The sequence below is a fragment of the Blastococcus jejuensis genome, from assembly GCF_039534705.1.
Taxonomy (GTDB): domain Bacteria; phylum Actinomycetota; class Actinomycetes; order Mycobacteriales; family Geodermatophilaceae; genus Blastococcus_B; species Blastococcus_B jejuensis.
On record NZ_BAAAVV010000001.1, the window covers coordinates 694,976 to 714,665 of the forward strand.

19 protein-coding genes are annotated in these 19,690 nt (G+C 74.2%); 11 read left to right on the plus strand and 8 right to left on the minus strand.

All coding sequences use genetic code 11. The features are described 5' to 3' along the window. The 4 genes from ABD644_RS03365 to ABD644_RS03380 are packed head-to-tail and all read right to left on the minus strand — an operon-like array spanning nt 1 to nt 5,298. A complete protein-coding gene (locus ABD644_RS03365) occupies nt 1-1,614 on the minus strand; it encodes an acyl-CoA carboxylase subunit beta (RefSeq protein WP_344687090.1) in 1,614 nt (537 codons plus the stop codon). Beyond that, the gene (locus tag ABD644_RS03370; protein WP_344687092.1) at nt 1,611-2,789 is read right to left on the minus strand and encodes an acyl-CoA dehydrogenase family protein; all 1,179 of its coding nucleotides are present in this window, start codon (nt 2,787-2,789) and stop codon (nt 1,611-1,613) included. The genes ABD644_RS03365 and ABD644_RS03370 overlap by 4 nt, the downstream gene beginning before the upstream one ends. Next, nucleotides 2,786-4,510: an acyclic terpene utilization AtuA family protein gene (locus ABD644_RS03375; protein ID WP_344687093.1), complete on the minus strand. Its 1,725-nt coding sequence runs from the start codon at nt 4,508-4,510 to the stop codon at nt 2,786-2,788. Before ABD644_RS03375 ends, ABD644_RS03370 begins: the two co-directional genes overlap by 4 nt. Then, nucleotides 4,507-5,298, minus strand: a complete 792-nt coding sequence (locus tag ABD644_RS03380) for a TIGR03084 family metal-binding protein (protein WP_344687094.1) — start codon at nt 5,296-5,298, stop codon at nt 4,507-4,509. The genes ABD644_RS03375 and ABD644_RS03380 overlap by 4 nt, the downstream gene beginning before the upstream one ends. Nucleotides 5,299-5,402: 104 nt before the next feature. Between ABD644_RS03380 and ABD644_RS03385 the strand changes: the two genes are divergently transcribed. The 7 genes from ABD644_RS03385 to ABD644_RS03415 all read left to right on the plus strand — a co-directional run bounded on the left by ABD644_RS03385 (nt 5,403) and on the right by ABD644_RS03415 (nt 10,670). After that, a complete protein-coding gene (locus ABD644_RS03385; RefSeq protein ID WP_344687095.1) occupies nt 5,403-6,437 on the plus strand; it encodes a TIGR03617 family F420-dependent LLM class oxidoreductase in 1,035 nt (344 codons plus the stop codon). A gap of 90 nt (nt 6,438-6,527) precedes the next feature. Continuing rightward, a complete protein-coding gene (locus ABD644_RS03390; RefSeq protein ID WP_344687096.1) occupies nt 6,528-6,665 on the plus strand; it encodes a hypothetical protein in 138 nt (45 codons plus the stop codon). Nucleotides 6,666-6,817: 152 nt separating this feature from the next. After that, a complete protein-coding gene (locus tag ABD644_RS03395; protein WP_344687098.1) occupies nt 6,818-7,462 on the plus strand; it encodes a TetR/AcrR family transcriptional regulator in 645 nt (214 codons plus the stop codon). A gap of 37 nt (nt 7,463-7,499) precedes the next feature. Further along, the gene (locus ABD644_RS03400) at nt 7,500-7,925 is read left to right on the plus strand and encodes a hypothetical protein (RefSeq protein ID WP_344687099.1); all 426 of its coding nucleotides are present in this window, start codon (nt 7,500-7,502) and stop codon (nt 7,923-7,925) included. A 61-nt stretch (nt 7,926-7,986) separates the two neighbouring features. Continuing rightward, complete coding sequence (locus ABD644_RS03405; protein ID WP_344687100.1) at nt 7,987-8,349, plus strand: lipopolysaccharide assembly protein LapA domain-containing protein; 363 nt, start codon at nt 7,987-7,989, stop codon at nt 8,347-8,349. 222 nt (nt 8,350-8,571) lie between these two features. Further along, on the plus strand, nt 8,572-10,416 hold the full coding sequence (locus tag ABD644_RS03410; protein ID WP_344687101.1) for an acyl-CoA dehydrogenase: 1,845 nt from the start codon (nt 8,572-8,574) through the stop codon (nt 10,414-10,416). A gap of 92 nt (nt 10,417-10,508) precedes the next feature. Further along, nucleotides 10,509-10,670 carry a hypothetical protein gene (locus ABD644_RS03415; RefSeq protein ID WP_344687102.1) on the plus strand — a complete coding sequence of 54 codons (162 nt, stop codon included), beginning with the start codon at nt 10,509-10,511 and terminating at the stop codon, nt 10,668-10,670. A gap of 3 nt (nt 10,671-10,673) precedes the next feature. Here ABD644_RS03415 and ABD644_RS03420 read toward each other — a convergent pair whose 3' ends face one another. Then, nucleotides 10,674-11,456 carry an SDR family NAD(P)-dependent oxidoreductase gene (locus ABD644_RS03420; RefSeq protein WP_344687103.1) on the minus strand — a complete coding sequence of 261 codons (783 nt, stop codon included), beginning with the start codon at nt 11,454-11,456 and terminating at the stop codon, nt 10,674-10,676. Between the two features lie 116 nt (nt 11,457-11,572). Here ABD644_RS03420 and ABD644_RS03425 point away from each other — a divergent pair, with 116 nt between their 5' ends. After that, the gene (locus ABD644_RS03425) at nt 11,573-12,496 is read left to right on the plus strand and encodes a 3-methyladenine DNA glycosylase (RefSeq protein WP_344687104.1); all 924 of its coding nucleotides are present in this window, start codon (nt 11,573-11,575) and stop codon (nt 12,494-12,496) included. Beyond that, the gene (locus ABD644_RS03430; RefSeq protein ID WP_344687105.1) at nt 12,493-13,323 is read left to right on the plus strand and encodes a tyrosine-protein phosphatase; all 831 of its coding nucleotides are present in this window, start codon (nt 12,493-12,495) and stop codon (nt 13,321-13,323) included. Before ABD644_RS03425 ends, ABD644_RS03430 begins: the two co-directional genes overlap by 4 nt. On the opposite strand, the gene ABD644_RS03435 is transcribed toward ABD644_RS03430, so the two are convergent. The 3 genes from ABD644_RS03435 to ABD644_RS03445 form a co-directional block, all read right to left on the minus strand. Continuing rightward, entirely contained in the window at nt 13,320-15,383 is a 2,064-nt protein-coding gene (locus ABD644_RS03435) for a diguanylate cyclase domain-containing protein (protein ID WP_344687106.1), read from the minus strand. The two genes, ABD644_RS03430 and ABD644_RS03435, sit on opposite strands and share 4 nt — an antisense overlap. A gap of 328 nt (nt 15,384-15,711) precedes the next feature. Beyond that, nucleotides 15,712-15,858, minus strand: a complete 147-nt coding sequence (locus ABD644_RS03440; RefSeq protein ID WP_344687107.1) for a hypothetical protein — start codon at nt 15,856-15,858, stop codon at nt 15,712-15,714. Between the two features lie 130 nt (nt 15,859-15,988). Then, a complete protein-coding gene (locus ABD644_RS03445; RefSeq protein WP_344687108.1) occupies nt 15,989-17,698 on the minus strand; it encodes a phosphoenolpyruvate--protein phosphotransferase in 1,710 nt (569 codons plus the stop codon). A gap of 166 nt (nt 17,699-17,864) precedes the next feature. Here ABD644_RS03445 and ABD644_RS03450 point away from each other — a divergent pair, with 166 nt between their 5' ends. Further along, nucleotides 17,865-18,635, plus strand: coding sequence for a DeoR/GlpR family DNA-binding transcription regulator (locus ABD644_RS03450; protein ID WP_344687200.1), 771 nt, complete (start codon nt 17,865-17,867; stop codon nt 18,633-18,635). Then, nucleotides 18,632-19,672, plus strand: coding sequence for a 1-phosphofructokinase family hexose kinase (locus ABD644_RS03455; RefSeq protein WP_344687109.1), 1,041 nt, complete (start codon nt 18,632-18,634; stop codon nt 19,670-19,672). The genes ABD644_RS03450 and ABD644_RS03455 overlap by 4 nt, the downstream gene beginning before the upstream one ends. The last annotated feature ends 18 nt before the right edge of the window (nt 19,673-19,690 follow it).

Genomic DNA, 19,690 nt, shown 5'->3' on the forward strand with positions numbered 1-19,690 from the left:
TCACATCCGGAAGACGCCGAAGCCGGGGGCACCGCGCCCGGCTCCGACGCCCTCGATCTCGCGGTTGGCCACGGCCGACAGGCACAGACCGAGCACGGTCCGGGTGTCGCGGGGGTCGATGACGCCGTCGTCGTAGACCCGGCCGGACAGGAAGGCGGGCAGCGACTCGGCCTCGATCTGCGCCTCGACGGCGGCGCGCATGGCGGCGTCGGCTTCCTCGTCGAACGGCGTCCCGCGGGCCTCCGCGGCGGCGCGGGAGACGATCGACAGCACCCCGGCGAGCTGGGCCGGTCCCATGACCGCCGACTTCGCCGACGGCCAGGCGAACAGGAACCGGGGGTCGTACGCCCGGCCGCACATCCCGTAGTGACCGGCCCCGTACGAGGCGCCGAGCAGCACCGACAGGTGCGGGACGCGGCTGTTGGCGACGGCGTTGATCATCATCGCGCCGTGCTTGATGATCCCGGCCTGCTCGTACTCCTTGCCGACCATGTAGCCGGTGGTGTTGTGCAGGAAGACCAGCGGGGTGTCGGTCTGGTTGGCCAGCGCGATGAACTGCGCCGCCTTCTGCGCCTCCTGGCTGAACAGCACGCCCTGCGCGTTGGCGAGGACGCCGACCGGGTGCCCGTGGATCCGGGCCCACGCGGTGACCAGCGACGGTCCGTAGCGCGGCTTGACCTCGTCGATGTCGGAGTCGTCGACGATGCGGGCCAGCACCTCGCGCGGGTCGAACGGCCGCGTCAGGTCGGAGCCGACGATCCCCAGCAGCTCGTCCTCGGCGTACCGGGGGGCGAGCGACGGGCCGGGCGCGGGGCCGCGCTTGCGCCAGTTGAGCCGGGCGACGATCCGCCGTCCGATCCGCAGCGCGTCGGGTTCGTCGACGGCGACGTGGTCGGCCAGGCCGCTGACCCGGCCGTGCATCGCGGCGCCGCCGAGTTCCTCCTCGTCGGCGATCTCGCCGGTGGCCATGCGCACCAGCGGCGGCCCGCCGAGGAAGACCTTCGCCCCGCCCTCGACCATCACCACGTGGTCGCTCATGCCGGGCAGGTAGGCGCCGCCGGCGGTGGAGTTGCCGAAGACCAGCGCGAGGGTGGGGATGCCGTCGGCCGAGAGCCGGGTGAGGTCGCGGAAGATCTGGCCGCCCGGGATGAAGATGTCCTTCTGGGTGGGCAGGTCGGCGCCGCCGGATTCCACGAGGTTGATCAGCGGCAGCCGGTTCTCCCGGGCGATCTGCATGGCCCGCAACGTCTTCTTCAGCGTCCACGGGTTGCTGGTGCCGCCGCGGACGGTCGGATCGCTGGCGATCAGCACGCACTCGACGTCCTCGATCACGCCGACGCCGGTGATCACGCTGGCCCCGACGGCGAAGTCGGTGCCCCACGCGGCCAGCGGCGAGAGCTCGAGGAAGGGGCTGTCCTGGTCGAGCAGCAGCTCGATCCGCTCGCGGGGCAGCAGCTTGCCGCGCGACCGGTGCCGGGCGACCGACTTCTCGCCACCGCCGGCCAGGGCCTTCGCGTGCTCGGCGTCGAGATCGGCCAGCGCGCGCAGCATGGCCGCGCGGTTCTCCCCGTACGCGTCCGCGCCGGTGTCCAGGGTCGAGCGGAGGACGGTCATCGCGGGGCCCGGGCGGGGGAGGGGGCCGCGGAGTAGCCGAGCAGCCGGCCGGCGAGGTCGGCCAGCACCTCGGTCGCGCCGCCGCCGATGCCCAGGATCCGCACGTCGCGGTAGTGCCGTTCCACCTCGGACTCCCTCAGGTAACCGGTGCCGCCGTGCAGCTGCACCGCCTGGTCGACCACCCACTCGCCGGCGGCGACGGCGGCGTTCTTGGCCAGGCACGCGTCGGCCGTGACGTCCTCTCCGGCCGCGTGCCGGACGGCCACCGAGCGCGCATACGTGCGGGCCAGCTCCACCCGCTGGTGCATCTCGACCAGCCGGTGGACGACGGCCTGCCGGGCGGCCAGCGGCGCGCCGAACGTCGTCCGGTCCCGGGTCCAGGCCCGCGTCAGCGCGAGCGCCCGGTCGGCGACGGCATAGGCGTGCACCGCCAGGGCCAGCCGCTCGGTCACGAACTGCCGCATGATCCGGCCGAAGCCGGTGCCCTCCTCGCCGACCAGGTTGCCGGCCGGCACCCGCACCCCGGCGTAGCCCAGCTCGGCGGTGTCGGAGCAGAGCCAGCCCATCTTGGCCAGCCGGCGGGTGACGGTGAACCCGGGCGTGCCGCGCTCGACGACGAGCAGGCTCACGCCGCGCGCCCCCGGTCCACCCGTGCGCACGGCGGTGGTGACGAAGTCGGCCCGGCCGCCGCTGGTGATGAACGTCTTGGCACCGTCGACCACGTAGTCGTCCCCGTCGCGGCGTGCCCTCGTCCGGAGCGCGGCCACGTCGGAGCCGCCGTCGGGTTCGGTGACCGCCAGCGAGCCGATCAGCTCCCCGGCCAGCGTCGGCCGGACGAACCGGTCGATCAGGTCCTCGTCGCCCGACGCGACGATGTGCGGCAGGGCGATCGAATGGGTGAACAGCGCCGCGAGCAGGCCGGAGGAGGCACCGGCGCCGACCATCGCCTCCATCATCGTGACGACGTCGACCAGGTCGCCGCCCTGCCCACCCACCTCCTCGGGGAAGCCGATGCCGAGCAGGCCCGCGCCGGCGGCGGCCCGGTGCAGGTCGCGCGGCACCTCGCCGGCCTCCTCCCACCCGGCCAGGTGCGGGACGACGGAGCGGGTGACGAAGCCGGCCGCCGCCTCGCGCAGCGCCCGGCGCTCGGGCGTGGACCAGGGATCGGCGGTCACAGCAGCGCCTCCGGGACGTCGACCAGCCGGCCGCGCAGCCACTCGCCGACGGCCTTGCCCTGCGGGTCGAACCGCGTGCTGGCGGCGACCCCGCGACCGAGCAGCCCGTCGATCACGACATTCACCGCGCGCAGGTTCGGGAAGGCGTGCACGGTCACCGACAGATCGGCGGCCTCCGGCAGGAGCTCGCGCACCTTCTCGGGGGTCAGCGTCGCGGCGAGCCAGGCGAACGCCTCGTCGGTGCGGGTCCAGAGCCCGACGTTCGCCGTCCCTCCCTTGTCTCCGCTGCGGGCCCGGGCGACGGCACCCAGCGGCACCCGCCGCGTCGGCAGGGTCAAGCTTTCTGTACCGAAAGCTCCGGACGACGCGGGAGCTTTCGGTACCGAAAGCTCGGGGGGCGGCAGGGGCTGGGTGGCGGCGGGCGGGGCGACGTCGACCCGCGTGCCGTCCGGCAGGACCGCGACGTGCGCCACCTCCGCCTGGGGCACGTACGCGGCGGTGTAGACGCCGTACGGCGAGCCGCTGCCCGGCGGCGCGGTGAGGTGGAAGCCCGGGTACCCGGCCAGCGCCATCTCCACGGCGGCGCCGCTGAAGGCCCGGCCGACCACCTCGGCCGAGGGGTCGAGGGCCTGGCAGCGCAGCAGCACGCTGGCCGCCGCCTCGGTGTCGGCGTCGGGCCGGCCCTCGCCCAGCCGCGACCACACCAGCTCCGCGGGGCGGGCCGGCAGCGCCGCCTCGAACTGCGCGCGGGCGAACGCCTCCTTGGCCGCGAGGTCGGGCCCGGTGAGGACGAAGGTGACCTCGTTGCGGTGCCCGCCGAGCGCGTTGAGGCAGACCTTGACCTCGGGCGGCGGGGGCTCCCCGCGGGCGCCGGCGATCCGCACGCGGTCCGGCCCGTCGTCGTCGAGGGCGATCGTGTCGAAGCGGGCGACGACGTCGGGGCCGGCGTACCGCGCCCCGGCGATCTCGTAGAGCAGCTGCGCGGTGACGGTGTCGCGGTCGACGATCCCGCCGGTGCCGGGGTGCTTGGTGATCACGGCCGTTCCGTCGGCGGCGATCTCGGCCAGCGGGAAGCCGGGGTGCAGCAGCCGCTGCACCGGGTGCTCGCCGAAGCAGGACAGGTTGCCGCCGGTGGCCTGGGCGCCGCACTCGAGCACGTGACCGGCGACGACGGCCCCGGCCAGGGCGTCGAGGTCGTCGCGGCCCCAGCCGAAGTGCGCGACGGCCGGGCCCACGACCAGCGAGGCGTCGGTGACGCGGCCGGTGACGACGACGTCGGCGCCCGCCCGCAGGCACTCGGCGATGCCGAAGGCCCCGAGGTAGGCGTTGGCGGTCAGCGGCGTCCCGAAGCCGAGGTCACCGGCGCGGGCGAGCAGGTCGTCGCCCTCCACGTGGGCCACGCGGGCGGGCACGCCCAGCCGGCCGGCCAGCTCGCGCAGCGCCGTCGCCAGGCCCGCCGGGTTCAGCCCGCCCGCGTTGACCACGATCGCGACACCGCGGTCGACGGCGAGCCCCAGGCACTCCTCCATCTGCGCGAGGAAGGTGCGGGCGTAGCCCAGACCCGGATCGCGAACCCGGTCGCGGCCCAGGATGAGCAGGGTCAGCTCGGCGAGGTAATCACCGGTCAGGACGTCGAGCGGCCCGCCCTCCAGCATCTCGCGCACCGCGGCCCGCCGGTCGCCGTAGAAGCCCGACGCGTTGCCGATCCGCAACAGCGTCACGGCGTCCCCACCGGGAACCGGCCCGGCCCCGGGGGGCCGGCGAAGGCCTGCGCGAGGTCCAGCCACCGGTCGGCGTCCGCGCCGACGGCGGTCAGGCCCAGGTCGTCGCGGTGGCGACGCTGCGTCACCCGCAGGCAGAAATCCAGCGCGGGGCCGGTCACCCGCTGGGCGGCGTCCTCGGGCCCCCACGCCCACGTGCCGGCGTCCGGCGCCGCCAGCTCGACGCGGAACTGCTCGTCCGGCGGGGTCAGCCCGTGCTGCCGGAAGGCGAAGTCCCGCGTGCGGACGCCGATGTGCGCGACGTGCCGCAGCCGCGGCGAGGCCGACGGCGGCATCCGCAGCGCGTCGGTGACGTCGAGCCCGTGCGCCCAGGTCTCCATGAGCCGGGCCGTGGCCATCGACGCCACGCTCATCGGTGGGCCGAACCACGGCAGCCGCGCGTCGTCGGGGAGCGCGGCGAGCCGCTCGGCGAGCGCGGACCGCCCCGACCGCCACCGGGCCAGCAGGCGGGCGGGCTGCTCCCGGGCGCCGTCGGCCGCCGCGTCGTCGACGACGGTGGCCAGGCGGGCACCGGACTCGGCGACCGCGCGGGTGAACCCGTCGGGATCGGTGGCCGCCCGCAGCGCCTGGTCGTCGGTCCACGCGAGGTGGGCGACCTGGTGGGCGACGGTCCAGCCCTCGGCGGGCGTGGGCCCCAGCCAGGCGGTGTCCTCGAGGTCGGCCACCACCGCGTCGAGCGTGTCGCCCTCGGCCCGCAGGTCGACGAGCAGCTCGGCCCGGTCCGCCACGCCCACCTCCTCGGCACCGGCGACGCTGCCGGCTCCCGGTGCGAACCTACGGTCGGGCGCCCCGCCCTGGCCAGGGGCCCCCGGGTCGGGCAGGCTCGGCAGCCGTGCTCCTCGACGCCGCGCTGCTGTCCACGACGTCCGGTCCCTCAGCGTTCGACGACGTGGCGGCCACCGCCCGCGACGTCGAGGCCCGCGGCTACGCCGGGCTCTGGGCGTCGGAGGTGGCCCACGACCCCTTCCTGCAGTTGCTCGCCGCCGGTCAGGCCACCGAGCGCCTGCAGGTGGGCACCGCGATCGCGGTCGCCTTCGCCCGCTCACCGATGACGCTGGCGCAGACCGCCTACGACCTGCAGCGCTACACCCACGGCCGGTTCGTGCTCGGACTCGGCACCCAGATCAAGGCCCACGTCGAGCGGCGCTTCTCGATGCCGTGGACCGCGCCGGCGGCGCGGATGCGCGAGTTCATCGGCGCACTGCACGCGATCTGGAACGCCTGGCAGCACCGCACGCCGCTGCGGTTCGAGGGCGAGCACTACCGGCACACCCTGATGACGCCGATGTTCTCGCCGCCGGCCCACGACTGGGGTCCGCCCCCGGTCTATCTGGCGGCGGTCGGGCCTCTCATGACGCGGCTGGCCGGCGAGGTCGCCGACGGCCTGCTGGTGCACGGCTTCACGACCGAGCGCTACCTGCGCGAGCGGACGCTGCCCGCGTTGGCCGAGGGGCTGGCGTTGTCCGGACGCAGCCGCGAGCAGGTGGCGGTGACCCTGCCGGGGCTGGTGGTGTCCGGCCGGACCGAGGAGGAGATGGCGCGGGCCGCCGCCGCGGTCAAGGAGACGATCGCGTTCTACGGCAGCACGCCGGCCTACCGGCCGGTCCTCGAACTGCACGGCTGGGAGTCGCTCGCCGACGAGTTGCACGGCCTGTCCGTCGGCCGCCGCGAGGACAAGTGGACGGCGATGCGCGACCTGGTCGACGACGAGGTGCTGCGGACCTTCGCGGTGATCGCGGAGCCCGAGGACGTCGGGCGGCTGGTGAAGGAGCGCTTCTCCGGGGCGGTGGACCGGTTCAGCGTCTACGCCTCCTACCCGGCCCCGCTGGACCTGTGGGATCCGTTGGTCCGCTCGTTCCGGGCATGAGGCGTACGTGAGGCAGATCTCACGCCATCGCGACCAGGATCACCGGTTCGGGGCTGTTTCCACGGCGGAGCCTCGGGGGAGAGTTGACCCATGGCCGACACGCAGCGCGACATCCGGGTAGCCGACGACTCGTCGGAGCAGACCGAGGAGAACCGCACCCCTGAGCAGGCGGCCTCCGTGAGCGTGGCCCGCATGCTGGCCAACCCCCGCCGCATCCGTCGCAACTGAAGAAGGACCACCCTCAGGGTCACCTTCCGTAGCCACACCGGCACCACGATCCCCCGCCGCCACGCGGCTCCCGATCACCCCTCGTCACCCAGAGCAACCATCCTCGGCGTGCCGCGAACTGCTCCGTCACGTATGTGGTGCACCATTCCCGCGTGACCGCCGCCCCGACTCTCGCCGCCGACGTCCTCGCCGCTGCAGATGCTGCAGGCGGCGCACCGGTCCGCCGCAGCCGCGCCGAGCGGCAGGCGATCGTCCTGGACACCGCCGAGCGACTGTTCGCCGGCCGGAGCTCGCGCAGCGTGGGCATGGACGAGCTGGTCCGCGAGACCGGCCTGGGCAAGATGACCGTCTACCGGCTCTTCAAGAGCAAGGACGACCTGGTCGGCGCCTACCTCGCCCGCAAGGCCGCGACGGTGCTCGGCTTCATCGACGCCGAGCTGATCCGCCTCCAGGGCGACCCGCGCGCGGCACTGCTCTCGGTGGTCGACGCGGTCGAGCGCGACGTCACCCGCACCGGCTTCCGCGGCTGCCCGTTCACCAACGTCAGCAGCGAGTACGACGACCCCCAGCACCCCGCCCGCAGCGCGGCCGCGGACTACAAGTTCGAGCTGCACCTGCGGCTGGAGCGGCTGGCCGACGAGATCATCCCGGGCAACGGGGAGGACCTCGCCGCGCAGATCCACCTGATCATCGACGGCATGTACCTCTCCGGCGGCCTGCTCGGCCCCGACGGCCCGGCCTCGCACGGCCGGCAGCTCGCCGAGAAGCTCGTCGACGCGGCGATCGCCCGCGCCTGAACGGGCGACCGTCGACGGCCCGCCGCACGATGGGCGGGTGACGACCGACCGCACGCGGCCCGACCTCGACGACACCACCGTCGAGGGGCTGGGCAAGCTCTCCGAGGCCCTCGAGACCGTCGATCAGGCCCGCGGCCTGCTGTACGGCTTCCACCAGCTGACCGGCAAGGCCGACCTGCTGCTGCAGGACGCCGTCGACCTGCTGCGCCGGGCCGGTCACTCCGTCCTGGCCGACGACCTGGAGCGCGACCTCGTCGGCCGCAACGTGATCGCCGACCGCTGGACCTTCCAGATCGTCGAGGACTACGACGCGAACTACTGGACGACGTTCCGCGACTTCGACGCCCGGGCCCGCGACGAGCTCGCCGGGGGAGACCGGCACGTGTACGAGGCGCGGATGAAGCAGCGCGAGCGGACGGCCGGCCATCCCCGCCACGAGGCCGGCCCCGCGCTGGCCGACTGATCGGGGCTCGTGCGGCGCGCTGACCTGCCGCCCGGCACCGGGAACGGGCACACTCAGTGATGTGACGAACCCGCAGTTCCCGCCCACCGGACCGGCCGGACACCCGACGCCGGGAGGCATGCCCCCCGGCGCGCAGCCGGGGCAGGGCCCGGTCGCCGGGCGGCCGACCGCACCGCCGCCGGCCGCACCCACCCGCAGCACCGGCCGCACCATCGGGCGCACCCTCGCCCTGGCGCTGCTGATCTTCGTCACCGTGATGCTGGTGCTCTTCGTCGTCTTCAACACCCAGACCGTCGACATCAGCCTCGTGTTCACCGACGTCGAGGCGCCGCTGGTCCTCGCGCTGGTCATCGCCGCGGTGCTGGGCGGGCTCTTCGTCGCCCTGGCCGGCGCCGTCGCCCGGGCGCGCCGGCGCAACCGCTGACGACGGCTCCCGGGGTCGGTCTCGCGCTCCCCGTGTCCTGCAGAACCCCCTGAGCGCGACGAAGACCCCCAGAGCGGCCCGCCGGCGCGCCCGCTGACCCACCCCGTCCGGGCATGTCTCCCGGCGCTGCGACTTGTCCCGCACCTACTCGTCGGTAATATCGTTGTTACCGGCGAGTAGGTGATCGCCGTCCACCGGCACGGAGCACGGGAGCCAGCGCAGATGAGCCACTACACCGCCAACCTCCGGGACCTCGAGTTCAACCTCTTCGAGTTCCTGGACACCAAGGACAAGTTCGGCACCGGCCCGTTCGAGCAGATGGACGCCGACACCGCGCGCGGTGTCCTCGCGGAGATCCGGCGCCTGGCCGAGGGCCCCATCGCCGCCTCCTTCGCCGACGCCGACCGCAACCCGCCGGTCTTCGACCCCGCGACCCACTCGGTGACCCTGCCCGAGTCGTTCAAGAAGTCGGTGCAGGCCATCCACGACGGCGAGTGGTACCGCCTGGACCTGCCCGAGCACCTCGGCGGCTTCGGCGCCCCGCACGCGCTGACCTGGGCGGCGTTCGAGATGGTGCTGGGCGCGAACCCGGCGGTCTTCATGTACGGCTCCGGAGCCGCGTTCGCGGCGATCCTCGACGAGGTGGGCACCTCTGACCAGAAGCAGCTCGCCCAGCTCATGCTGGAGAAGGGCTGGGGCGCCACGATGGTGCTCACCGAGCCCGACGCCGGCTCCGACGTGGGCGCCGGCACGACCAAGGCCGTGCAGCAGCCCGACGGCTCGTGGCACATCACCGGCGTGAAGCGGTTCATCACGTCGGCCGAGCACGATCTCTCCGACAACATCATCCACCTGGTCCTGGCCCGGCCCGAGGGCGCGAAGGCCGGCACCAAGGGGCTGTCGCTGTTCGTCGTCCCCAAGTTCCACTACGACCCGCAGACCGGTGAGCTCGGCGAGCGCAACGGCGTCTACGTGACCAACGTCGAGAAGAAGATGGGGCTGAAGGTCTCCACGACCTGCGAGCTCACCTTCGGCGCCACCGAGGTGCCGGCCCAGGGCTGGCTGGTCGGCGAGGTGCACGACGGCATCGCGCAGATGTTCAAGGTCATCGAGCACGCCCGGATGTTCGTGGGCGCGAAGGCGATCGCCACGCTGTCGGCCGGCTACCAGGTGGCGCTCGACTACGCGAAGACCCGCGTCCAGGGCGCCGACCTCACCGCGACCTCCAAGGACGCGCCGCGGGTGACGATCACCCACCACCCCGACGTCCGTCGCTCGCTGATGCTGCAGAAGGCCTACGCCGAGGGCATGCGGGCGCTGTACCTCTACACCGCCAGCTTCCGCGACCGCGTCATCGCGGCCGAGGCGGCGGACGCGGCCGACAGCGAGGAGGCGAAGCTCGCCGAACGGGTCAACGACCTGCTGCTGCCGATCGTGAAGGGCTTCGGCTCCGAGCGGGCCACCCAGCTGCTCACCGCCGAGTCGCTGCAGACCCTCGGCGGCTCGGGCTACCTGCAGGACTACCCGATCGAGCAGTACATCCGCGACTCCAAGATCGACACCCTCTACGAGGGCACGACCGCGATCCAGGGCCAGGACTTCTTCTTCCGGAAGATCGTCAAGGACGGCGGCGTCGCGCTGACCTGGCTGGCCGGCGAGATCCAGGCCACGATCGACGCCGAGGTCGGCAACGGCCGGCTCAAGGAGGAGCGGGCACTGCTGCAGGCGGCGCTGTCCGACGTGCAGGGCATGCTGACCACGATGTTCGGCCACCTCACCGAGGCCCAGGAGGACATGACGGCGGTCTACAAGGTCGCCCAGAACACCAGCCGGCTCCTGCTGGCCGCCGGTGACCTGATCACCGGCTGGCTGCTGGTCCGCCAGTCCGAGGTGGCCCTCGCCGCGCTGTCGGGACAGGTCAGCGAGAAGGACCGGTTCTTCTACGAGGGCAAGCTGGCCGCGACCCGGTTCTTCTGCAGCCAGGTGCTGCCGCGCCTGACCTCGGAGCGGGCGATCGTCGAGAACACCGACAACGCCCTCATGGAGGTCGACGAAGCCGCTTTCTGATCGCAAGGATCTCGGGCGCTGTGGCCGCCTCCCCGACGACGGGGAGGCGGCCGCCGTCGTTTGGTCCCCCGGCTGACGGGCATGCTCGGGGCATGAGCGAGTCAGACCCCAGCGGCTACGGGGACTCCCCGGACACCACCGACCCGGACGGCGCGGGCGAGGCGCCCGAGAGGTCGGCCGGCACGCCCCTCACGACCGACGACGACGCCCAGCGCGAGGACGCAGTCACCCGCCCCGGCAACGAGCCCGATTAGTGCTCACGCGCTCATGCCGCCGTCGACCACCAGCGTGCTCGCGGTGGTGAAGCTGCTCATCGGCGAGGCCAGGTAGAGCACCGACTTGGCGATCTCCTCCGGCTGGGCATGCCGGCCCAGCGGGATCTGCTGGTCGAACATCTTCGTCGCGTCGGTGCCGATGACCTGGCTCAAACGCTGCTCGATGCCCGCCTGGAAGGCGTTCGCGACCGGCCCCGGGTGGATCGTGTTGACCCGGATGCCCCGTGCGGCCACCTCCTTGGCGACCGAGCGCATCAGCCCGACCTGGGCGTGCTTGGCGGCCACGTAGGCGACGACCCCGGGATCGGCCCGCAGCCCGGCCACGCTGGAGACGATCACGACGCTGCCGCCGTCGCTCATCACCCTCAGGGCGTGCTTGCAGACCAGGAACACCCCGCGCACGTGGACGGCGAAGGTCTGGTCGAACTCGGCCACGTCGAACTCGCTGATCGGCGCAGCGGACGCCGGCGTCCCGGCGTTGGCCACCAGCACGTCGAGCCGGCCGTGCCGCTGCACCACCGTGTCGACGGCGGCGGCGACGTCCTCCTCGCGGGTCGCGTCGCCCACCACGGTCGAGACTTGGACGTCGTCCAGCCGGGCGGCCGCCGCGGCCAGTCCCTCGGCGTTGCGGTCGGCCAGGACGACGTGGGCACCCTCCTTGAGGAACAGCCGCGCCGTGGCCAGCCCGAGACTGCCGCCCCCGCCGGTGATCAGGGCGACCTGGCCCTCGAGCAGGTTGCGCCGGTCAGGATCGGGCACGCGCATGGGGTCAGGACCTCCGTCGGTGGATGGTCGGCGATACCGCTCGACCGCCCTCCCCACTCTGCCGAACCTCCCGACGGCCTGCGCGCCCGGTCCGACACCGCTCCTACGCTGGGCCGGTGCCGCCTGTCGCCGTCCGCCTGCCGGTGGAGGAGTGGTCGGCCCGGTCGCGGGCGCACGCCGAGCGGGCTGACGCCCTGACGGCGGGGCACCGGGCGCGCCGGGCCACCGGCGAGCGGCACGCCGTCGAGGACTTCCTGTACGAGTACTACAGCACCCGCCCCGCCCTGCTGCGGCGCTGGCATCCCGGCGCCGGCGCCGTCCTGGAGCCGGGCTCCGGTCCCACGCCGCACGCCACCTGGCGCTGGTACGCGACCGGTGACGACGGTGCGGTGCGGCTCGACGTCGCGGCGTTCCTCGCCGACCGGGGGGACACCGTCCGCTTCGTGCAGCGGCTGCTGGCCGCCACCGCCGCCCGCCCGGCCTTCACCGGGTGCTTCGGTCTGCACGAGTGGGCGATGGTCTACCGGCAGGACGAGCACCGGCACGCGCTCCCGCTGCGCCTGGGCCAGGCCGGCACGGACGCGGTCGTCGACGGCCACCAGGTCCGGTGCACCCACTTCGACGCCTACCGCTTCTTCACCCCCGCCGCAGTGGCGCTCAACCGGGTGCGTCCGACCCGCGCCACGCAGGTCGATCTGGAGCAGCCGGGCTGCCTGCACGCGTCGATGGACGTGCACAAGTGGGCCACCAAGCTGGGCCCCGCCGTCCCCGGGGAGCTCGCGTTGGACTGCTTCGCCCTCGCCGCCGACGTCCGGCTGCTGGACATGCAGGCCTCGCCCTACGACCTCACGCCCTACCGGTTGGCGCCGGTCGCGATCGAGACCACCGAGGGCAAGGCCGAGTACGTGCGCCGGCAGCGGGAGCTCGCCGACCGCGCCGGCGAGCTGCGCGTCCGCCTGCTCGGCGTCTGCGAGACCCTGCTCACGACTGCCCCGGACGGGGGCGGCGCCGGGTCGGCTCGTCGTACCGTCAGGGGGTGACCTCTACGCGCACCGACCGCTGGGTGCGGCTCGACGGCCTGACCAACATGCGCGACCTCGGTGGCCTGCCGACCACCGACGGCGGGCGCACCGTGCCCGGCCGGGTGCTGCGCAGCGACAACCTGCAGACCCTGACCCCCGGGGACGTCCGCGTGCTGGTCGAGGAGATCGGGCTGCGGCAGGTCGTCGACCTGCGGACGACGGCGGAGATCCTGCTCGAGGGTCGCGGCCCGCTCCGGGACCTGCCCGAGGTCGATCACCGTCACTTCAGCCTGCTCCCCGAGCGCGGCCACCACACCGACGTGTTCGCCGTCGAGGAGGAGGACCTGCCCGACCTCCCCGAGGGCTGGGTCGAGTCGCTGCTGCCGCGGCAGGCGCCGGAGCACGCGCTGGACGAGCCACCGGCGGTGCGCTACTACCTCGGCTACCTCCACGACCGGAGCGAGGCCGTCGTCGGTGCCCTGCGCGCGGTGGCCGCCGCGGAGCGTGGCGCCTCGGTCGTGCACTGCGCCGCGGGCAAGGACCGCACCGGCGTCGTCGTCGCCCTCAGCCTGGCGGTCGCGGGCGTGCCGCACGAGGAGATCGTGGCCGACTACGCGATGACCGCCGACGTGATCGACGCCCTCGTCGCCAAGCTGGCCGCGTCCCCGACCTACGCCGAGGACATGGAGCAGCGCGACGTCGCCAGTCACACCCCGCGGGCCGAGACCATGGAACGGGTCCTGGCGCTGCTCGACGAGCGCTTCGGCGGGCCGACGGGCTGGCTGCACGAGAACGGCTTCGGCGCCGCCGACCAGGCGGCCTTGCGGGCGCGGCTGCGCGACTAGCGCGCGTCCTCCGGCGACCGGCCGTACTGCTTGTGCCGGTACATGGCCGCGTCGGCCCGGCGCAGCAGCTGCTCGGCGGAGTCCGTGGCGCCGGGCTCCTGCACGGCCACGCCGACGCTGGTGCCCACCGTCACGTCCTGACCCTCCAGCCGGAAGGGCACGTCGAAGCAGCCGACGACCCGCTGCGACAGGCTGTTGGCATCGGCGGGGTCGACCAGGCCGGGCAGGATGATCGCGAACTCGTCACCGCTGAGCCGGCCCACGGTGTCACCGGGACGGACCGCGGCCCGCAGCCGGGCGGAGACCTGGCGGAGCAGCTCGTCGCCCGCCGCGTGACCGAGCGTGTCGTTCACGGACTTGAAGCGGTCGAGGTCGCAGAACAGGACGGCGAGGTGCGCACCCGCGGTGACGCCGCGAATGGCCCGGTCGAGGGCGTCGAGGAACAGCACGCGGTTGGGCAGCCCGGTGAGCGCGTCGTGGGTGGCCTGGTGGCGCACGGTCTCGAGCAGCCGGGCCTTCTGCAGGGCGGTGGTCGCCTGGTCACCGACACCCCGCAGCCGGGCGAGGACGTCGCCGTCGAGCTGGGTGGGCGTCTCGCCGTCGCGCCACCCGGCGGTCGCCACACCCAGGAAGGTGCCGCCGGCCAGGAGCGGGACGGCGACGACGTCGCTGGTGCCCACCCCGTCGAGGACCCGGCGCATGACCGGGCTGCTCGTCGCGGCGCTGAGGATCCGGGGCTCGCGGTCGGTGAGCATGCCCACGAGCTCCGGCACGTCCTCGGCCCGCAGCACCGTGGCCTGCAGGAGTGCGTGCCCGTCGTCGTCGAGACCGACGGAGGAGTCCGAGCGCAGCGAGCCGCTGGCCGGGTCCCAGAGCAGGATGCCGGCGCTGCTGCAGCCGACGATGCGGGGCAGCGCCTCGCTGACGATCTCCGACACGGCGGCCGCGTCGGTCGTGGCCGCCAGCTCGTGCGCCAGGTCCAGGAGGGCCCCCGCACGGTCGGCCTCGTTGCGGGCCCCTTCGAGGGCGATGATCAGGTCGAGCGCGGCCGCCGCGTGGCCGGCGTAGGCGGCCAGCATCGAGGTCTCGTCGCCGATGGCGCCGTCGCCGGGCCGGTAGAGCGCCGCCAGTCGGCCGTGGCTGCGGCGGGCGGAGGCCACCTCGACCACGACCGCACCCGGTCCGAGGTCGCCGCCGGCCCGGAGCGCTGCGGCGAGGCCGGCGACCTGCTCGTCCGGCACGCCGGCGCTGTGCACCAGCGGCGGACCTCCGGCGGGGTCGTCGACGGCGAGCAGGTACGCCGGGGCCAGCACGGCCTCCGCCGCGCGGGCCACGATGCGGTGCAGGACGGTGTCGAGGTCGTCGCTGGCGACGAGGTCGGTGGCGGCGGACTGCAGGATCTGGAGCTGGCCCCGCAGCGCGTGCAGTTCCGGGTCGACGGCGCGGGGTGCCGAGCGGCGGCGCCACGGCAGGCGGGACCGCGCCTCCCAGGTGAGGTGGTAGACGCAGGCCGCGTACCCGTCGGACTGGCACTCGTCGTGCACGATCGTCGCCGGGGGCAGCGTGAAGATCTCCGGGACGGTGGTCAGCAGGCCCTGCGTGTAGTCGCAGTCCAGCCGTGAGTGCGGGTAGCCGTCGTGCAGCCGGTAGCGGATCGTGGTCGACGTCGGCCCGACCTCGAGGATCTCCATCGTCGAGGTGGTGCTGAACTTCTGGACGGCGCGAGGCAGGGTGCCGAACACCTGGCGCGGGGAACCCATCGCGCGCAGCAGGATCACCAGGGAGTGCGCCAACCCGGTGTGCAGCGCGGCGGCGCCGACCTTGAACATCGTGCGGGGGTCGTCGAGCACCTCGGTGCCGGCCTGGAAGAGCCGGATCCGGGTGTCGTAGCTCCACCACCGGGACTGGTCGTCGAGCTCGGCAGCCGTCGCCGCGACGCCGGCCCGCCGGATGACCTCGGCCACCGCGGCGTCACCTTGCTGTCCCCGGACGTAGCGCAGCAGGCCGCCCGTGGTGGCGCCGGAGGTCTCGCGGGGCTCGTCGTGTCGCGCGGTCGTCATCCGACCCGCCACCGGGCGACGGGGTGGGTCGGAAGACGGAGGGTCCGCCGACCGGCGGACCACCCGGCTACCGCCGACGTCCCCTCGTTGCCCACGACAACGAGATCGGCACATCGCGGCCGGAACCTGAGCGCCGTCCCCACGCGGGGGGAGGCGGAACGACGGCCGACGCCCCGGAGCAGTTCCGGGAGGGATCCGGTACGGGCACGCACAGCAACAGCATGACAGCTCTCCGTGCCCGGCCTCCCCCCGGACAGCACGCGACCCCGGCCCCCTCGAGGGGGCCGGGGTCGCGATGCGTCGGCGCCGGTCGGCCGGCGCCGGGAACTCAGCGGGAGAACTGGCTGCTGTTGGCCAGCGTCAGGAGCTCGTCCCGCATCGCCGGGCTGTTCGTACGCGCCAGGGCCGCGTCGAGCGCCCGCCGGGTACGCGCTGCCTGGATGCGCTTGCGCCAGCTGGACGTCACGCTGCTCATCTCGGTGCCTCTTTCGTCGTTCGATCAGGAAGTACACCCATAGTAATCCAGGCGCACACCTTGATATTCCGACGAAACGCAGGCGAACTTGAGATCTAGGCTACGTTCTCTCACCCGCACGGGTGAGTGATCAGCTCGCCAGCACCGCCCGGACAGCCGTGCGCGCCTCGTGCGGGTGTGCCGCCGCCAGTGCCACCTCCGCCGCCCGGCGGCAGGCGTCGAGATCGGTGAGCGCCAGGCGGGACCCCACGCCGGCCACCGCCGAGGCGGCACAGGACAGCGACGTGATCCCGAGGCCCACCAGCACGCAGGCCAGCAGGGGGTCGGCGGCAGCCTCGCCGCAGACGCCGACGGGCTTGCCCGCCCGCTGCCCCGCCTGGGCGGTCAGCCACACCAGGTGCAGCAGCGCCGGCTGCCAGGGGTCGGTCAGGTCCGCGAGATCGGCCGAGAGGCGGTCGGCGGCCAGCGTGTACTGGGAGAGGTCGTTGGTGCCGATCGACAGGAAGTCGACGTGGTCGAGCAGCCGCTCGGCGAGCAGCGCGGCCGACGGCACCTCGATCATCACGCCGGGGACCAGGGCGCGGTCGCGGACCAGCGCCGCGAAGCCGGCCGCCTCGGCCACGGTGGCGACCATCGGCGCCATCACCCACGGGGTCGACCCGGTCCGCCGCGCCGCCTCGGCGACCGCGTCCAACTGGCGCTCGAGCAGCCCGGGATCGCGGCGGGCGATGCGCAGCCCTCGGACACCGAGCGCCGGGTTGGCCTCGTCGGGGAGGGTCGCGAACGCCAGCGGCTTGTCCGACCCCGCGTCCAGCGTGCGGAGCACCACCTTCCGGCCGGCGAAGGCCTCGAACACCTCGGCGTAGCCCCGCGCCTGCTCCTCGATCGAGGGCTCCTGGGCGTGCCCGAGGAAGGCGAGCTCGGTGCGCAGCAGCCCGACGCCCTCGGCGTGGGCAGCTGCCGCGGCCCGGGCGCCCGCCCCGTCCTGGACGTTGGCCAGCACTGCTACGGCGAACCCGTCACGGGTCGTCGCCGGCCCGGTGTAGCCGGCGAGCGCCTGCGCGGCCGTTCGGGCCGCCGCCACCCGCAGCCGCGCCTCGGTCTCCTCCGGGTCGACCGTCACGGTGCCCTGCTCCCCGTCGAGGAGGACGGTCGCCCCGGCCGGGACGTCGTCCAGCCCGCCGACGGCGACCACGCACGGCAGCCCGAGCTGGCGGGCGATGATCGCGGTGTGGCTGGTCGTGCCCCCCAGCCGGGTGGCCAGGCCGATGACCCGCGCCGGGTCCAGACCGGCGGTGTCGGCCGGGGCCAGGTCGTCGGCGAGCAGCACCGAGGGCACCTCGGGGCTCGGGACGCCGGGCTCGCCCTGACCGGTCAGTTCGGCCACGATCCGGTCGCGGACGTCGCGCACGTCGGTCGCCCGCTCGGCCATCAGCCCGCCGAGGGCGGTGAACATGTCCACGAACTGCTGCGCGGCCTCGCAGGTGGCGACCGCGGCGGGACGACCCGCATCGATCCGCTGCTCCACCGCCGTGAGCAGCCCCCGGTCGCGGGCCAGGCCGGCCGTCGTGGAGAGGACCTCGGCACTCACGCCGGTGGACGCCGCGGCCCGCGCAGCCAGGCGCCCGGCGACCACGTCGGCCGCCGCCACGAACCGCTGCTTCTCCGCCGGGCGTTCGCTCTCCGGCACGTCGGATTGGTCCCCGTCGGGCAGGCGCACGGTGCCGGAGGGGCGGATGACGGGTCCGAGCGCCACACCGGGCACCACGGGGGTGCCGGTGAGCACGACGGGGCCGGAGGTCGCGGGGAGCGATTCGGTGCCGGAGGTGGTGCTCGACATCTCAGACCTCGCTGGAACGTGTGGGGGCGGGGGCAGGTGCAGTGACCAGAGTCACGACTTCCTGTTGACTTGTCAACGGAACCCACGTAAAACAACGTAGTAGCAATCACAAACCCACACGACCGGGCATCCGGTCGGCGGCCGATCGCACGAGCCGGAGGTGAGCATGTACGCCGAGGAGCGACAGCACGCCATCGCCGGCCTGGTCGCCGAGCGCGGCCGGGTGTCGGTCACCGCGGTCGCCGAGCGGTTCGGAGTCACCACCGAGACGGTGCGGCGCGACCTCGCGCTGCTGGAGCGCGCCGGCCTGCTGCGTCGCGTGCACGGCGGGGCCGTCCCGGCCGGCGCGGCCCTCACCCTGGTCGAGACCGGCCTGGGCGAGCGGCACGGCACGCGCATCGAGGCCAAGCGCAAGATCGCCGCGGTCGCCCTGGACCTGCTCCCCGGCATGGACGGCAGCGTGATCCTCGACGGCGGCACCACCACCGCGGCCCTCGCCGACGTGCTGCCTCCCGATCGACGGCTCTACGTGGCCACCAACTCGGTGCCGATCGCCGCCCGGCTGTCGGCCTCCCCCGGCGTCACGCTGCACCTGCTCGGCGGCCGCGTCCGCGGCATCACCCAGACCGCGGTCGGTGATTCCACCGTCCGCGCGATGGAGGACCTCCGGGTCGACGTCGTCTTCCTGGGCACGAACGGGATCAGCCCCGGGCACGGGTTCAGCACCCCGGACGAGGCCGAGGCCGCCACCAAGCGGGCGATGGTCGCCGCGGCGCAGCGGGTCATCGTGCTCGCCGACAGCAGCAAGATCGGGCGGGAGCACCTGGTGCGCTTCGCCGCCGTGGACGATGTCGACGTCCTGGTCACCGACAGCGAGGCCGATCCCTCGGTCGTCGCCGAGCTCGAGACGATGGGGATCGAGGTCCTGGTCGCATGAACCCCCGCCCGGCCGGCCGCGTCGTGACACTGACGGCGAACCCGAGCCTCGACCGCACGCTCTCCCTGCCCGGACCGCTCGAGCGCGGCGCGGTCGCCCGGCTCGGGCCCAGCTCCACCGAGCCCGGGGGCAAGGGCGTCAACGTGGCGCGCGCCGTGGCCGCCGCCGGCGGCGACGTCGTCTGCGTCCTGCCCGCCGCCGACGACGACCCGATCGTCCGGGCGCTGCACGGGCTGGGGCTGCGGCTGGCCAGCGTGCCGGTCCCCGCGCCGGTGCGCACCAACTACACGCTCACCGAGCCCGACGGCACCACCACCAAGCTCAACGAGCCCGGCACCGCGCTCGACGAGGCGACCCGCGCGGCGCTCACCGCGGCGCTGCACGAGCACGCCGACGGCGCCCGCTGGGTGGTGCTCTCGGGCTCGCTGCCCGCGGGCACCCCGCTCGACTGGTACGCCTCGCTGGTCGCCGCCCTGCGCGACACGGGAGCTCGGATCGCCGTCGACACCTCCGAGGAGCCGCTCAAGGCCCTGCTCGGCGCCGGCCCCGCGGCCGCGCCGGACCTGCTCAAGCCCAACACCGAGGAGCTCGCCCAGCTCACCGGGGTGCCCGAGGACGCGATCCTCGCCGACCCCGACGTGGCTCTCACCGCCGTTGCCTCGCTGCACGACCGCGGCGTGGCCGCGGTGCTGCTGACGCTCGGCGCCGACGGCGCGATGCTCTCCACCGCCGACGGGGGCCTGTGGTCGGCCCAGCCGCCGCGGATCACCGTCCGCAGCACGGTCGGGGCCGGCGACAGCAGCCTGGCCGGCTACGTGCTCGCCGACCTGGCCGGCGCCCCGCCGGCCGAACGCCTGGGCACGGCCGTCGCCTACGGGTCGGCCAGCGCCTCCCTGCCCGGATCCGCCGTCCCCACCCCGGCCCAGGTCGACGGCTCCGCTGTTCGGGTCACCACCGGGGCGCCCGCCGACGCGCGCCGCGGCGTCTCCACCCCGCCCGCCCCCCACGCCCCGGCCGCCGGCCGGGGTGCCCGCTGACGCCTCGGGAGAGGTCCC